Raw genomic sequence first — 15905 nt, forward strand, 5'->3', positions numbered from 1 at the left:
GCGCGTGAGTAACATACACGCGCCGCAAGCATCACATCAGAACGGATATTGTTTGTAGTTCGTCTTGTCCACATCCACCCAGCCGGTGCCGCGCACGATCACGCCCTTACCCGGTCCCTTGCTGACGGTGACTTTGTTGTAGCCGGGCACCCCGAGGTCAGCGCCGTTCTGCACCGACTTGCCATCGACGAGCATTTGCGCGACCTTGTTCATCGCGATGCCCGCGAGCTTCGGGTCCCAAAACGCGATGCCATTGATTGCGCCGCTTTCGAGGAACTTGCCTGCTTCGGTCGGCAAGCCGGTTCCATAGACACATATCTTGCCGACCTTGCCTGCCTCTTCCACCGCGCGGCCGATGCCGATCACGTCCAGCGACGACGAGCCCTGGAAGCCAGTGAGATCGGGATGCTTGCGCAACACTTCCTTGGCGACCTGATACGCGCGCTCACCGTCGTTATTGGTTTCGAGCTTCGGCTCGACCAGATCCATCTTGGGATATTTGGCCTTGGCATTGCCGATGCCGCCGTCCGCCCATTGCACTTGCGAGCGGCTTCCGAGCGAGCCAACCAGCACCGCCCATTTGCCTTGCTGCCCCATGCACTTCGCGAGCCGCTCGTTCAGGCCTGCGCCATAGGCGGTATTGTCGAATGCTTCGATATCGACCATCGTGTTCTTGGCGTTGTCCGCTTCATGCGTGACGACCTTGATGCCGCGATCCATCGCCTTCTTCAATGCCGGCTCGAGCGTCGGCGGATCATAAGGAACGACTGCAATCGCAGTCACTTTCTTCGCGATCAGGTCTTCGATGATCTTGAGTTGCTGCGCGGCATCCGCACGACCGGGGCCCGTCTGATAGACGCTGATATTCGGGTTTTCCTTCCCGAACTCTTTCACGCCGTCATCCATGCGATTGAACCAATTGATGCCCGTCACCTTGACGACGGTCACGATGGTTTCGTTGGTCGCGGCCTGCGCGGCTGCGATGGCCCCTGCGGCAAGCGCGATCGCCGTAAGAGCCGTGCCGAATTTTTTGAGCTTCATTGCGCTGTCTCCTTTATGTTTCGAATAGATCCCGATTGGTCTTTTGAAGCAATCACACGGCAAGTATCAGCGTCCGGTCGATGCAGGCGGCGGCGGGACCTTCGTAGTAGGCGCGGCGCCGCCGATGCCAAAGATCGCGCGGACGCGTTCGCCACCCGCAAAAGCAAGCGACGCCAGCAACAGAAAACCCCACGCGCAATCGCCAAAGAACTGCGAGACGCCAAGCAGATTGAACAGGCTCGACAGGAATTGCAGCACGGTTGCCGCGAGAAACACGCAGACGATGCGGCCATAGCCACCCGCCGGATTCACACCGCCCATCACCGCGATCAGAATGGCAATCAGAAGGTATGAATTGCCATAGTCCCATTTCGCGCTGGACGTATGCGTTGCACTGATGAGACCCGCTAGCGATGCAAGCACGCCGCACATGCCATACGTGAGAATCAGCATCCGCGCGCGCGGAATGCCGGCATAGAAAGCCGCTTTCGGATTCGTGCCCATCAGGTACAGCCGCAAACCGAACGGCGTGCGCTTCAGAATCCAGCCAAGCAAAATAACCGCTGCGATGAAGATCCACAACGAAATGGGCACGAGCAAGAAGACGCCATTGCCGATATTCGATAACGCATCGACATATTCGACGCGCACCGATGCGCCGTTGCTCAACACCACCGCGATGCCCGTGAAGAGCAATTGCGTGCCGAGCGTGCAAAGAATGGGCGTAAGCCTGAGCTTCGCAATGACGACACCGTTGAGCAGGCCGCCGATCAGGCCCATCGTCACGACGACGCCTATGAACACTGCGGTATAGAGCGCGGGAGAATCGTCGGCGGAAACCATTTGCGGCAACAGCAACGCCGCCACCATGCCTGAGAGGTTCGCAAGCCCGACACCCGACAGGTCGATGCCGCCATTTCCCGACACCATCGAAAGCATGATGCCCAGCGCGAGCAGGCCCAGTTCAGGCAACTGGCCGCCCATTGACTGCAAATTGTCGATGTCGAGAAACTGGCCATGCGACAGCCACGTCGCGATGACGATGACAAGCAGGTTCACGCCGACGAGGAAATTGAACTGCCGGTCAGCGAGCCACTTCGACGCCTTCATTGCACAACGCTCCTTTCGGCGAGCAACGCATTGATTTCTTCGAGGCGCGGCATGGAAGGCGCGGTGCCCGCTCGCGTCACCGAAATGCTCGCGAGCGCGCAGCCGAATCGCACCGCGTCGATCGGACTATCGCCGCGTGCGAGCGCGGCTGCAAAGCCGCCGGTGAAGCCATCGCCTGCACCTGCCGTTTCAACCACACGCCCGCAATCGAAGGCTGGCACGAGCACCGATTCGCTCGCCGTGTGCAGAAGCGCACCCGCTTCGCCCAGCGTGATGATCGCGGCGCGAGCGCCTTTGCTCAATAGAATGGCCCCCGCGCGTCGTGCATCATCGACTGATGAAACGTCGATGCCGGTCAATGCAGCCGCTTCCGTTTCATTAGGCGTGATGTAGTCGCAGAGCGGATAGATATCGTCAGAGAGCGCCAATGCGGGCGCGGGATTGAACACCGTCGTCACGCCATGCTTTCTTGCGAGTTCGAGCCCGCGTCGCGCAGCCGGAATGGGCTGTTCGAGTTGCGTGACGAACACGGCCGCACGCGCGATGTCCGCTTCGATTGCGTCGACATCCTGAGGACCCAGCGTGCCTGCCGCGCCCGACGCAACGATGATCGCGTTCCCGCCCGTGTTCTCATCGACATAAATATGCGCGGCGCCGGTGGCCGCCTCGTCGATGACAGTGGCGCGCGACGTAATGCCTTCCGCAGCCCACGTCGCTTGCGCGATCTTGCCGAACGCATCGTTGCCGATGCGCGTGCAAAAGATCACGTCCGCGCCTGCGCGTGCGGCTGCAACGGCCTGATTCGAGCCCTTGCCGCCCGGCCCCATTGCAAACGCGGACCCCGTCACCGTCTCGCCCAGCAGAGGCATGCGTTGCGCACGAAACGCGAGGTCGGTGACGTAGATGCCGAGAATGACGACGCTGCCGCTCATCGCGCATCCCCTTGCGGTGCATCGGGCGCGAGTTGCACGCCCTTCTTGAAGATGAAGCAGCCGTAGCCGCGCGCTTCGCCTGTCGCAATGACGCAATAGGCTTTCTTTGCACGCTCATAGAAAGCGAAGCGTTCGATAGGTGCAAAGTCCAGCGCGCGTCCTTCGGCCTCGTTCACTTCGCGTTGCGCTTCCTGCTGCACGGCGGGCAACGCGGATGAATCGCCGACGACTTCCATGCGGCCCGCGGGATCATCGACAAAGGTATCCAACGGCAATACCGACAGCACTGCGCGCACGACGCGTGGTGCATTTGCGCCATCGACGCGCAACAGCTTTCCAAGCGCCGTTTGACGCGCGACGGAATCCGCCGGGAAATTGGCGTCGCAAATCACGACTTCATCGCCATGACCCATGGCGGCAAGCGCGTAAAGGATGTCGGCGTTCAACAGCGGGTCAATGTTCTTCAGCACAGTGTCTCCTCCATGCACAGGCGTGTTTCGTTTGAAATCTACGCCCAATGAACTCTCTCAACCAATGCCCTTATTCAATCGCCATAAGGCACCCAGATGTTCTTGACTTGTATCGCCTGGCGCATGAACGGCAAGCCTTCGCTCGACGCATCGTGCCAGTCGAAGACGCGACCCTGATCGACAAAGGTCCGCTTGAGATTGCCGACCGACTCGCGCTCGACCATCGCCGACAGCGCCGCGCCATGAAAGCACCACAGCGCATCGACATCGTCGTGCTTCGCGAGCGTCTGCGCCAGTGTCTTCGCATCGCCTGTGACGATGTTGAGCGCCCCGCCCGGCACGTCGGATGTTTCCGCGACCTGATAAAAATCCGTCGCCATGAGCGGACAGGTCTCGCTCGGCACCACGACGACACGATTGCCCAGCGCAAGCGCAGGTGCAATCAGTGAAACGAAGCCAAGCAAAGGCGCTTCATCGGGGCACACGATGCCAATCACACCCATCGGCTCATGCATTGCCAGCGCGACGCCGTGTAGCGGCGGCGCATGCACCGCGCCATCGAACTTGTCGGCCCATGCAGCATACGTGAAGAAGCGCGCGATCGATGCTTCCACTTCGCGTTTGGCGTCACGCTCGTTCAAACCGGCGCGAGAAAGCAGTTGCCGAGTGAATTCGTCGGCACGTGCACTCAAATTCTCTGCAAGGTAATAGAGCACCTGTGCGCGATTGTGCGCAGTCGACGTTGACCACTTCGTCATGCCTCGCGCCGCACTCACTGCATCGCGAATATCCTTGCGACTTCCTTCGCTCACTTCTCCGACGATCGCGCCCGACGGTGCGCGCACCAACCGCGAATAGCCACTGTCGGGACGCGTCTGCTTGCCGCCGATATAAAGCTTGGCCGTGCGGTCGATTGCACTGACACTGCCGGTGTCGTCAGTCGAGCCTGTTTGCGCGGGAAGCGCTTTCGTTTCGTCGCGTACCGGCAGCTTGGACCAGGCGCGCGGCTTCAGATATTCGTAAATGCCCTCGCGTCCGCCCTCGCGCCCGAAACCCGACTCGCGATAACCGCCGAAGCCTACAGCTGCATCGAATAGATTCGTCGCATTGATCCAGACGACGCCGCATTGCAGACGCGGCGCGACATCCAGTGCGCGGCTGATGTTCTCGCTCCATACGCTCGCCGCAAGCCCATAGCGCGTATTGTTTGCAAGCGCGACCGCTTCTTCCGGCGTGCGAAAGCTCATCGTGACGAGCACCGGCCCGAATATCTCTTCCTGGGCGAGCGTCGAAGCGGGAGCAACATTCGTAACCAGCGTCGGCGGGAAGAATGCGCCGCCTTCGGGCAATGCAAGACGTGACGGCTGATGAATCGCACAGCCTTCGCTTTGGCCCCTGGCAACGAGCGCACGGATGCGTTCGAGCTGCACGTCATCGACAATCGCGCTCATATCGACGCCCTTGTCGAGCGAAGTTCCCACGCGCAGCGTATCCATGCGGCGCTTGAGCTTGTCTATGAAACGCGCTTCTATGCCTTCCTGAACGAGCAGACGCGAACCCGCGCAGCACACCTGTCCTTGATTGAACCAGATCGCATCGACCACGCCTTCGACGGCGGAGTCGAGATCGGCATCGTCGAATACGATGAACGGCGACTTACCGCCCAATTCGAGCGTGAGTGACTTTCCCGATCCCGCAGTCGTTGCGCGGATATGCCGGCCCACTTCCGTCGAGCCCGTGAATGCGATCTTCGCAACGCGAGGATGTTCGACGAGCGCGGCGCCCGTTCGGCCATCGCCTGTCACGACGTTGAGCACGCCTTTGGGCAAGCCCGCGCGATGCGCCAGTTCGGCAAACAGCAACGCGGTCAGCGACGTATATTCGGCAGGCTTGAGCACGACGCAATTGCCGAGCGCAAGTGCAGGCGCGATCTTCCACGCAAGCATCAGCAACGGAAAATTCCACGGCACGATTTGCCCGATCACACCGAGCGGGGCCCAATTCGGGAACTCGCCATCCTGCAACTGCGCCCATCCCGCGTGATGCAGAAAGTGCCTTGAAACAAGGGGGATATCGATATCGCGGGACTCGCGGATCGGCTTGCCGTTGTCCAGCGATTCGAGCACGGCAAAGAGCCGGCTATGTCTTTGGACCATGCGCGACAACGCATAGAGATGCCGTGCGCGCCCGGCTCCGCCGATGCTTTGCCACGCATCGAGCGCACCGTGCGCGGCCTCAACGGCCGCATCGACGTCGGCGCTCGCGCCTTGTGCAATCGATGCGAGTACGCGGCCCGTCGCCGGTTCGCGGGAATCGAAGCGCTCGTCGTCGGTTCCATCGCGCCATGCGCCGTTGATGAAGTGACCGAAACGGCCGGCGTGTTCGTCGAGCCATGCGCGCGCGGCGCGGTCGTCTTCCGGTGCGGGTCCGTATTCCATCGAAGAAAAGTATTCGGCTACGCTCATGAGGCTTTCTGTTTGAGTGCTTGATTCAAGCGACCGGATGACGATTGAACGCCGAATAGCGCCCGCTCACATGATGTTCGAGTTGCCGCTCGATATCGGCAAGCAGGCTCGAAGCGCCAACGCGAAACAAGTCAGGCTCGAGCCAGGCGCGCCCCAGTTCTTCTTTCATGAGGATCTGGTACTGAAGCACTGACTTGGCTGTCGAGACACCGCCCGCCGGCTTGAAACCGACTTCAACGCCGGTGCGCGCGAGGTACTCGCGAATCATGCGCACCATGACGAGCGACACGTCGAGCGTGGCGTTGACGCCTTCCTTGCCAGTTGACGTTTTGATGAAGTCCGCGCCAGCCATCATGCAGATCATCGACGCCTTCGCGATATTGGATAGCGTGCGAATGTCACCCGTGGCAAGAATCGCTTTGACATGCGCATCGCCGCAAGCCGCGCGGAAGTCGCGCATTTCGCTATAGAGCGCTTGCCAGTTTCCGGTGAGCACATGCTCGCGGGTAACGACGATGTCGATTTCCCTGGCGCCATCCGCGACGGATGCTTCGATTTCCCTGAGCTTTAGCGCATGCGGATTCAGTCCGGCGGGAAAGCCCGTTGAAACGGCCGCCACCGGAATGCCGCTGCCTTCGAGCGCATCGACGGCCGTCTTGACGAAGCGGTGATAGACGCAGACCGCGCCGGTCGTGATGGGCTGAGCGGACATGCCGAGCGCATCCAGCAAGTCGTCGCGTACAGGACGGCGCGCTTTGGCGCAAAGGCGTTCGACGCGCGCAGCAGTATCGTCACCGCTTAGCGTAGTCAGGTCGATGCAGGTGATCGCCTTCAGCAGCCACGCTGCCTGCGCGTCTTTCTTGACGGAACGGCGCGCGCCGAGCGCTGACGCTCTTCGCGATACGGCCGCCTGATTCACGCGAAGGCCGTCGAGCCACGAGAGATCGAAAGGCACGCCTGAATTGCGCGCGCTGGCGTGAGACTGCGCTCTGCCAGGCCAGGCCACGACGGACTTCGAAGCTGTTTCCACCATGAGATCGTCTGATTGCGCGCTGAGCGGCGCGCAATACGTCTTGATAAGTTGATCGCAGTCTAACGCAGAATTGTTACGATCGTAACATAGGGAAATCGCGGAGACGCGCCGTGTTTGGTCATATAAATGCAGCGTTAAACGCGCCGGTGTGTCAGCATTTCTTACCGCGTGGAACGCGTCTAAATGCTGTGTTATTCTCGACTACGCCGTACTAACTCGCGCGACCGCAGTGAGTTTTGAGTAGGTTTTACCGCTCAAAATCGGGTCAAGTACGCGCGCCATCTGCCGTTAAAAAAGGCAGTGCACTGAGAAACTTTCTCCCTCGCGGTTCAAGGTCAATCGTCAAGCCGAACACGGCGGGCATCCCACCACCGAAGCATTTCGACACACCCGGACGCCAAGCGCTCCGACATAAATCAAGGGCCGCCTTTGCGACCCGTCCAGGATTTGCCAGATGAAACCGGTAAGGAATCTTTTGCGGTCACGCTTTGGCCGCTTGTTCGTTTATGGCTTGACTGTCGCTGCAGTGGCTACCGCCGCGACTGTTTTCATCTGGCGTCACAATGCGGCCGTGCCGCAGCATGAATCCCTGGCGCTGCCGGGCGTGGCGAGCGAGATGCGCGCCGATACGACGCCCTGGACGCATCGCGAGAAAGACGTGTCGCAGTGGATGGCCGATATTAGCGCCAACGAAGTCACTGCCATTGGCGTGAGTCGCGACGCAATTCTCGTGTCGACGCAGCGCGGCGAAAAATACTATGTGGCCGACCATAACAGTTCGTTCTCGAACGCGCTGTTGATCGGCGACCTGAAATCAGGTTCGAAGGCCCCGTATCAACTCGTCTGGCTGCCGGACGCAAACGTGCAGACCGGCATGGCGCGCTGGGCCGACAACTTCGATCGTCTGCGCGATGTATTGAGCGTGCTGCTGCCGGTGCTGATGGTCGGCGGCCTCGTGTGGTTCATGCGACGTGAAATGCGCGGCGGTGCGCAATTGCTCGCGAAGTCCCCGACGATGCGCTTCGACGATGTCATCGGCGCGGGCGAAGCGAAGGCCGCGCTCGCCGACGTGCGCGCGTGGCTCACGGAACCGGCGCAATTCACTGGCATGGGCGTGCGTGCGCCGTGCGGCATCCTGATGACGGGCGGCCCCGGTGTCGGCAAGACGCGCCTCGCGCAAGCCCTCGCGGGCGAGTGCGGCGCGAACTTCATCGCGATTACGGGCAGCTATTTTAGCGCGAAGTATTACGGCGTCGGCATCCAGAAGGTGAAGCACCTGTTCGAGCTGGCGCGCAAGAACGCGCCGACCGTGATCTTCATCGACGAAGCGGACGGCTTGGGCAAGCGCACGGATACCGGCGGCGGGCCGGTCGAAGCCGAAAGCAACCGCATCATCAATCAATTGCTTGCGGAGATGGATGGATTCGCTTCGAACGAAGGCGTGATTATCGTCGCGGCGACGAATCATCCGGATAATCTCGACGAAGCGTTGCGTCGCCCCGGCCGCTTCGATAGAACTATTCAGGTGCGTCTGCCGGACATCGAGGACCGTGAGAGGATCTTGCGCTTCTATGCGGCGAACCTAAAGACAAAGGCCAGCGATATCGACTTCACTCAGCTCGCGCGCCTTACGACGGGTCTGTCACCGGCCACGCTCGCAATGATCGTCAATCAGGCAGGACTCGTCGCGCGCAAGGCAAGCGAGAAGGAAGTGGCCGCCGAGCATTTCGTCGAAGCGATCAAGATTGCGCGCATCGGCGATATCAACGGTGCCGAGCGCGCCCTGTCCGACGATGAACGCACGCGCATCGCCATTCACGAAGCCGGTCACGGGCTCGTCGCGGCATTGCTCGATACAGGCGTGCTCGAAGAAGTCACGATCTTGCCGCGCGGCGGCGCATTGGGCGTGGCGCTCATCACCAAGAAGCAGGACAAGCATCTTTATCGCGAGACAGAGTTGCGCAATGAGATTCAAGTGCTGCTCGGCGGGCGCAATGCGGAACTGCTTATGTTCAATGAAGCATCGAGCGGTGCGGCTCAAGATTTGCAGGAGGCATCGCGAATCGGGCTCGATATGGTGTCGAAGTTCGGCTTCAACACGGACGGAAATCTGTTCAGTCTTGCTGCACTGCCCCAGCAGGTCGCGGGATTGCAGCTCAAATCGGCGATCGAGCATGCGAACGAACTTCTGCACGATCTGAACGACGCATGCTTCTCGCTACTGAAGGCGAATGAGCCGGTGTTGCGCGCGATTGCCAATCAGTTGCTCGAATCCGAGACGGTCCCCGGCGAAACGGTGTATGCGTTGATTCGCGAGCATGCGGCGGCCAGGAAAGCGATCGCAGATATCGACGAAATCGACGAGGCGCTCGCGGCATAAAAGAGACGTCCGGTTGCAGCCTTCGCGTTGCGGGCGTATTGGTGATCGTCCGTGTTCGTTCGACGAAGGCGGCCATCTCATGCCGGAACAGATCACCAAATACCCGGACGTGACGCTTCGGGTCTTGAAAGGCGCCGGAGCGGCATGCGACCACGGCGCGCCGCAAAAGATCCTCAAGCAATGCCCCGCTGACCGCTTCTGCTCGCTGCCTACCGGCGAAATATGCGTCTATGGCGTCGCTGACATTCCCACTATGACGCAAATCGATACACGCGAGATTGCCGCAGTCGTATCGCCACGCTTCACATTCGATCGAATCGAGCTTCTATCACTAAGCGGTCTAGGCGTCGTGCTTCTGCTGATAGGGTTGATACTGGATTTCGTGGCCGGCAAATACTCAAGGAAGCGAGTGCCCTAGCTCTCGATTCGTCATCCTGATTGATGAACGCCAAGCGCACGGCCCCATCCGTCAATGCGCTTCACCTCGACCCCGGTTCGGCGCACCCGCGTGCGCGCCTTGCGCCGATGCACTGCTTTGCGCCCTGCCGGTGACAGCCGGAGGCTCGGGACTGGGCGTCCAACTGCCCGCTGATGCCATCGCGGGCTTGGTCATTGACGGGACGATGACAGGGTCGCGAGAATATTCAACGCTTCCCGTCTTTACGTCTGACGATAGCGCGTGGTTCCGAGCCAGCGTTCGCTGTTGTGTCTTGCGGAGCCGATCCTTGGCAGCACAGACGTCCCCTTTCCTGTGCGAACACGCGTGCTGCTTTGAGGAAGCGACATAACGCCCTACGTGCTGCGTCGAACTTCGTTTGTCTTTAGCACCCGTGTAAATCCGCGATGTGTCTTGTCCCGTCTTGGTCGAAGGTAGCGCCTTCGCTGAACGATCACCTTCGGACGCTTGTCCCGACTTCACTGCATCCGTAGCGCGGGGCACGCCCTGCGTCGATCGCGAGCCGCACCAAAACAGTCCGATACCGAACGCCGCCGCGCCGTCGACGGTGCACGCCGAGGCTCCCCATGGAGCGGGCACGTTAAACGCTACTCGCTGCGGCGATCCCTGATCTGCCTGCGAGCCGTCCCGGGTAATCGAGCTTGGTCGATCCCGCTGAAACGCTTGTGCCGCGTCACTGTCATTGGCGCGCGCTGCGTGCTTTACTGAAGCGACCGGCCATACGGTTCCGGTAGCACTCACGCCATCGTCTCTTGACCCATGAACGCCATGTTGTGATAAGGCGCGCACTAATCCATAAGCGCCGACCATGATGCAGAGGATCACCGCCAGGACAGCAGCGCGATCTCTTGTGGTTGCAGGGGCGCGAACCGGCGGGAGCGCCGCTACGTTGTGCCCATCGCCGATTGCCTCGAAAGAGGGCATGACCGCCTTTGCGATGCGTTCCGGGGGTACGAGTGGTTCATCGGCTCTTGTGAGCACGGCTCCGTGTCGATCGGCCCCGCAGTATGGGCACGCAATATCGCCTGCCTGCGAGACGCTCTGGCAACGCGGGCAGATCACGGAGTAAAGCGACCGCAACTCTTCCTGCTGATCCATGGTCATACCCGTTGGAGCGCGAAAGCCCGAGAGCACTGTTCTCACCTTATACGAGCCGCGCTCGTGGTCAGGCGCAGCGGCGGGAACCACTGCAACTGATTTGTCAACGGCTGCGCTTGATGTTTCGTTCGACGTTAGCACACCGATGCACCGTTAGATAGCCGAAAAAACGCTCCCGGCCGGTACAATCGATAGCCCTGCGAACGATCGTGCAAGCGTTCGTCGCAGGAAGACTGTAAGCTGAACACACGTGCGTTGCTTTGATACGACGTGTCGACTCAGGGAATGGCGGTCGCCGCGTGCATAGGTGGCCCCAATAATGCTCTTGCAGCACGCTTTTCCCGGTTTCGATGCCCGTGCAAGAAAGCGGGTGGCCGCGCGAGACCTTTTTGAAACCATTACGCTCTAATATTCTTATTCTTTCTTGCCTAAGCTTCATGAGGCGTCGGTCAATGATGTTTCCCGGACATCGACAGCAAGCGGTCATTAAGGTCTTCATGCACAGACGAGTACATCCACAACGACAGAAAGGCCGTGAAGACGCGCATCAAGGCGCGCACAAAGGGAGAATGTCGTGAAGGTCGGAATCTATTGCGACTCGGGCATAAACGGCGGGCACGAAGAGATGCTCAAGCGCTTCATGCTTGCGCTCGTACAAAGCGCGGAAATCGATGCGTTGCACATCTTCGTGCCGAGAGACAATGCGGCGCTCTTTCGCTACGTGGTCGACCTTGCACGAGACCACCGCAAAGTGCAGACGATTGCCCTTCCCTATACCGCAGAGTCCATTCGCGGCAATCTTTGGGCAATGCTTCGCATGTCGCGATCGACAGCGGCCATTTTGCGCGACTTGCGCCTGCATAAACTGCTGATCGCCCAAGGCACCATCGTATCCGGCCTCGCGGGTCTTTTTGCCGCGCGCCTGTCGGGAACGCGAAGCGTGAGCTATCTACCGCTCGTCGATGACAGTCCCAAGAGCACTCGTTTCGTCGATAAAATGAAGTGGCTTGCGAAGCGCGGCGTGTACCGCATGCCCAATGAGTACGTCACCTTGAACGAGCATTTGCGCGCCAAGCTGCGTCTGCTCGCACCACACGCGCGCACGATGATCCTCGAGAATTACGTCGATCCGCGCTTCGGCCATTCGACGCTCACTCGTTCCGAGGCGCGTGCGAAGCTCGGCTTGCCCGATGATGGCACGAGGATCATCGCTCATATCGGACGCGTCGACTTCGAGCACAAGCGGCACGACTTCCTGCTCGAATCGATCGAACGTCATGCCGCTGCGTTTCAACGCACCATCGTAATCATCATTGGCGAAGGACCGGATTCTGCGCGTCTGGCGGCAATGGTGGAAGCAAGCCCGGTATTGTCGGAATGCGTGCGTATATTGGGGCGCAAGACCGACGTGCTTCCCTATATCGTCGCAAGCGATACGCTCGTGCTTCCCTCTGCATTCGAAGGCGTGCCGCTCGTGATGATCGAGTCGATACTGGCGGAGCGTCCAATCGTCGTGTCGCGCGTTTCGGGACTGGATGCGTACTTGCCGAACGCACTGCTCTTTCCGCCCGGCGATCACAATGCATTCGTCGAGCGCATCTTTGCGGCGCGCGAAGTACCGGTCGCGTCGATAGCACAAGAGTTTCGCCGCCGCTTTTCAAGGGAAGTATTCGATGCACAGGCACAACGTGTGATGACGCTCCCTGCTCCGCCGGCGGACACATTCGATCCTGCTTCCGCACCAAGCCCGGACGTTCTGAAGAAGTAGCGTTGCCAGTTCAGCGTCTTGCACCGCATACGTGCAAGCGACTTTGCTCATAGTAAAAGCGGTTAATTGGAACTACTATGCTCCTTCCCTTTCAGAAGAGCCTCATGTCATGAGCCGAGTCGTTATCCTCAGTCTCGCGTCCTTGAGTGATGACGATAAGGAAGACGTCGCCTTGCCTGCGGAGGTCAAGAGCGAGCTCGGCTCGGCAGTCGAACGGGTCATCATCTCGACGCGGCACGCGACGACAGTGGAACTGCCGGACGACGCCGGCATGACAAGAAGACAAGCGGAAAGCGTCGGGCGATCCGGTCACAGCGGCTTATCGGCAGTGGTGGTCAAGGTCGCGACGATGAACGGCCCGAACATCACACGCCGCATTCCGTTCATCGGACGTTTCGCTCAACATACGATTGACCTCGTACCTGACGATGTCCCCGACTGGCTCACGTGGGCGGCCGCGCATGTCGATCTGGCGGAAGCATCGCGCTTCTCGTTCAGCAGGACGCGTGCATATCAGGTCTGGGGAAGACTTTGGACGCAGCGCTTTGGTGCATGGCGGCCCGTCGAGCTCGTAAGCACGGAGCATCGATCGAATGACTATGCGAAGCAGTTCGAATTGAACACAGGCGAACCTTCGCTATTGCAGATCGGCGGACCCGAACTTCCCGCGTGTTTTGTATCGCTTCCAACCGGTCATGTGAAGGTGCTGTTGACGCCGGGCTTGAACGCTCAGGCAGACGACTACCCGTTGAATATCGTTGTTTCGCGTGTCTCGGAAGGGCCTCGCAACGCCTTGCTGTCTCTTCTCGCAATGGACGAGATGGTGCAGGCGCCACGCCTTGCCGAAGAACTGACTAATGGATTCGACTGGAACAGCGTGCGTGACGATCCGCTGATTGGCTGCGCGCTGGCCCACGCAGCCATCCGGCTCCGCGCACGAGACAGATTCACCCTTGCGGATGCAGTGGGGCTTTTTCAGAGCGCGCGCGGATCGGCCGACGCGGCCATTCTATTAGCGAGCCGTGAGCTTGCGGATAGCCCGTCCGATCTTTCGCGCGTCCTTCGCCTGCTGGATGTGGGCATCGGGCGCGCGCTGCCCGTGCTCGCGCAATCACTGACCGTTGCGTCCAATGCGCTCGATATGCTTCGACGCCATGAGAGCCAGATTGACCAGAAGTTGCTCGTCGCCTTGACTGAGAAGTCGCGCATGTATCTTCGCGCGAGAGCCAACGCAGGCCCGTTTCTGTCCTTTTATGGACCCACGCCTTTCACAGCGCGGGAACGCTCCGAGACGGCGCGAGCTTCGTCGACTGTTCAGATGCCCGTGGCGGCGCGCACTGTCGGAGCGGCGCTTGCTGCGATAGCGACAGGTTTCAAGCCTGTCGCCGCCACGTCACTCATCGATACGGCAAAGACTGCTAGCTAGTCGATCAGCCTCGACCGAACGCCTTCACTCCAGAGGCTCGACCGATGCGACCGCCGTCTCATGCACCGCAACGTCACCATGCACGGGCCGCCGGTCGACCGCCGCTTCCGCCTGGAAACGCGCATGGCGCATTTCAATGAACGAAGTGAGTGACGCCTTGAAGATCTCGCTGGAGAAGCGCTCGGCATTCTCTCGGCAGACGCGCGGATCGAACGCATGCAGATTGCGCTCGAAGCGCGTAACCGCCTCGTTCAACGATGCCGGCGTCTGTTCCTTGAAGAACACGCCCGTGGGCCGCTCGCGCGGGATGCCGATCACCGTTTCCAGCGCACCGCCCCTGCCATAGGTGATGACAGGTGTGCCGCATGCCTGCGCTTCGATGATCGAAATGCCGAAGTCTTCCTCGGCTGCATAGACGAAGGCGCGCGCACGCTGAAGATGATCGCGCAAGACTTCAAACGACTGATAGCCCAGAATCGTTATGTTCGGGCCCGCGGCCGCGCGGACCTTGTGCATGTCCGGGCCGTCGCCGATCACGACGAGACGCCGATCGGGGGTCATCGAGAACGCCTTCACGATCATGTCGATGCGCTTGTACGGGACCATGCGCGACGCGGTCACATAGAAGTCTTCCTTCTGCGGCCGCATGGCAAATGCGCTGACATCGACCGGCGGATAGATGACCGTCGCGTCACGGCGATACGCTTTCTTGATGCGCCGGGAAATGAAATGCGAATTCGCGATCAGGTGATCGACTCCGTTCGTCGAGCGTGCATCCCAGCCGCGGATGTAGTGCAGCAGAGCCCGCGCGAGCACTGACTTGAAACCTTTCGAGAGCCCTGCTTCGGTCAGGTACTGATGCTGCAAATCCCACGCATAGCGAATCGGCGAGTGCATATAGCTGATATGCAACTGATCCGGTCCGGTGATGACGCCCTTCGCGACTGCATACGAGCTCGATATCACGAGGTCATAGCCGGAAAGATCGAACTGCTCGATGGCCAGCGGCATCAGCGGCAAGTAGCTTCTATAGCGCTTCTTGGCCGAAGGCAGCTTCTGGATGAAAGACGTTTTGACCGGACGATTCCTGAGGCAGGTCCGGTCTTCCAGAAAGTCGACGAGGGTAAAGATGTCGGCGTTGGGGTAGCAGTCGATGATCTGCTGCAATACCTTCTCTGCTCCGCCGGTCACCACGAGCCAGTCGTGGACAATGGCAACTTTCACAGTCTCTCCTGATACATGGACGCTTCCGGATTGGAAGACTGTCAACGGTGTATTGAGTTGCAACGACAGCGCCGCTCGCGGCGAACAGAAGACGCAGCGCGACGCCGCCTGAGTTACTGACGACTACCTTTCACGCGACTCAACATTCTCTCCGTGGTCTCGAAGAGCCACATCAACAGAGTCGCCAGGAAAAAGAGGCCCATTACCCGGACGATTTCGAGTGCGCGTGCGATGAGCCCGACGAACGAGTTCACACGCGTGACGAATGACATTGCTTGTTCCATACGTTCATATGTGTCGTTCCGGCAAAGGCACGGCACGGCGCTCGCGACTCTCCGTGCGAGGACAACAATCGCACGCCTGATCCGAGGGTAACGACGCGGCATCGACAACTAGCACGCTTAATGCCAAGACGCGCAAGTGCGCGTTGATTCGGTGCGAAGACGAGCTTCAGGCGCCCGCATTGACGAGAGCAATCGCCCTTGATGGCGCGCTGCAAAG

The 15905-nt window shown here is 60.0% G+C and carries 11 protein-coding genes; 4 read left to right on the forward strand and 7 right to left on the reverse strand.

Features of this window, described 5'->3' with window-relative positions; genetic code table 11:
* Positions 1 to 36: 36 nt before the first annotated feature.
* From AB6804_RS05415 to deoC, 6 genes are all read right to left on the reverse strand, one after another.
* The gene (locus AB6804_RS05415; RefSeq protein WP_244796935.1) at positions 37 to 1041 is read right to left on the reverse strand and encodes an autoinducer 2 ABC transporter substrate-binding protein; all 1005 of its coding nucleotides are present in this window, start codon (positions 1039 to 1041) and stop codon (positions 37 to 39) included.
* A gap of 66 nt (positions 1042 to 1107) precedes the next feature.
* Positions 1108 to 2151: an ABC transporter permease gene (locus AB6804_RS05420; protein ID WP_035966464.1), complete on the reverse strand. Its 1044-nt coding sequence runs from the start codon at positions 2149 to 2151 to the stop codon at positions 1108 to 1110.
* Complete coding sequence (rbsK, locus tag AB6804_RS05425; RefSeq protein WP_370885572.1) at positions 2148 to 3083, reverse strand: ribokinase; 936 nt, start codon at positions 3081 to 3083, stop codon at positions 2148 to 2150. The genes AB6804_RS05420 and rbsK overlap by 4 nt, the downstream gene beginning before the upstream one ends.
* Positions 3080 to 3553 carry an RbsD/FucU family protein gene (locus AB6804_RS05430; RefSeq protein WP_370885573.1) on the reverse strand — a complete coding sequence of 158 codons (474 nt, stop codon included), beginning with the start codon at positions 3551 to 3553 and terminating at the stop codon, positions 3080 to 3082. The genes rbsK and AB6804_RS05430 overlap by 4 nt, the downstream gene beginning before the upstream one ends.
* 74 nt (positions 3554 to 3627) lie before the next feature.
* Positions 3628 to 6018 carry an aldehyde dehydrogenase family protein gene (locus AB6804_RS05435; protein WP_370885574.1) on the reverse strand — a complete coding sequence of 797 codons (2391 nt, stop codon included), beginning with the start codon at positions 6016 to 6018 and terminating at the stop codon, positions 3628 to 3630.
* Between the two features lie 25 nt (positions 6019 to 6043).
* The gene (gene deoC / locus AB6804_RS05440; RefSeq protein ID WP_370885575.1) at positions 6044 to 7051 is read right to left on the reverse strand and encodes a deoxyribose-phosphate aldolase; all 1008 of its coding nucleotides are present in this window, start codon (positions 7049 to 7051) and stop codon (positions 6044 to 6046) included.
* A gap of 454 nt (positions 7052 to 7505) precedes the next feature.
* Here deoC and AB6804_RS05445 point away from each other — a divergent pair, with 454 nt between their 5' ends.
* The 4 genes from AB6804_RS05445 (at position 7506) to AB6804_RS05460 (ending at position 14180) form a co-directional block, all read left to right on the forward strand.
* Complete coding sequence (locus AB6804_RS05445; RefSeq protein WP_370885576.1) at positions 7506 to 9431, forward strand: AAA family ATPase; 1926 nt, start codon at positions 7506 to 7508, stop codon at positions 9429 to 9431.
* Between the two features lie 79 nt (positions 9432 to 9510).
* Positions 9511 to 9849 (forward strand): hypothetical protein, encoded by a 339-nt coding sequence (locus tag AB6804_RS05450; RefSeq protein WP_370885577.1) that lies wholly within the window; start codon positions 9511 to 9513, stop codon positions 9847 to 9849.
* A gap of 1711 nt (positions 9850 to 11560) precedes the next feature.
* Entirely contained in the window at positions 11561 to 12754 is a 1194-nt protein-coding gene (locus tag AB6804_RS05455; RefSeq protein ID WP_370885578.1) for a glycosyltransferase, read from the forward strand.
* Between the two features lie 31 nt (positions 12755 to 12785).
* The gene (locus AB6804_RS05460) at positions 12786 to 14180 is read left to right on the forward strand and encodes a hypothetical protein (protein WP_370885579.1); all 1395 of its coding nucleotides are present in this window, start codon (positions 12786 to 12788) and stop codon (positions 14178 to 14180) included.
* A 24-nt stretch (positions 14181 to 14204) separates the two neighbouring features.
* On the opposite strand, the gene AB6804_RS05465 is transcribed toward AB6804_RS05460, so the two are convergent.
* Complete coding sequence (locus AB6804_RS05465) at positions 14205 to 15404, reverse strand: glycosyltransferase family 4 protein (protein ID WP_370885580.1); 1200 nt, start codon at positions 15402 to 15404, stop codon at positions 14205 to 14207.
* Between the last annotated feature and the right edge of the window lie 501 nt (positions 15405 to 15905).

It is taken from the genome of Caballeronia sp. RCC_10 (assembly GCF_041360715.1).
Lineage (GTDB): Bacteria > Pseudomonadota > Gammaproteobacteria > Burkholderiales > Burkholderiaceae > Caballeronia > Caballeronia grimmiae.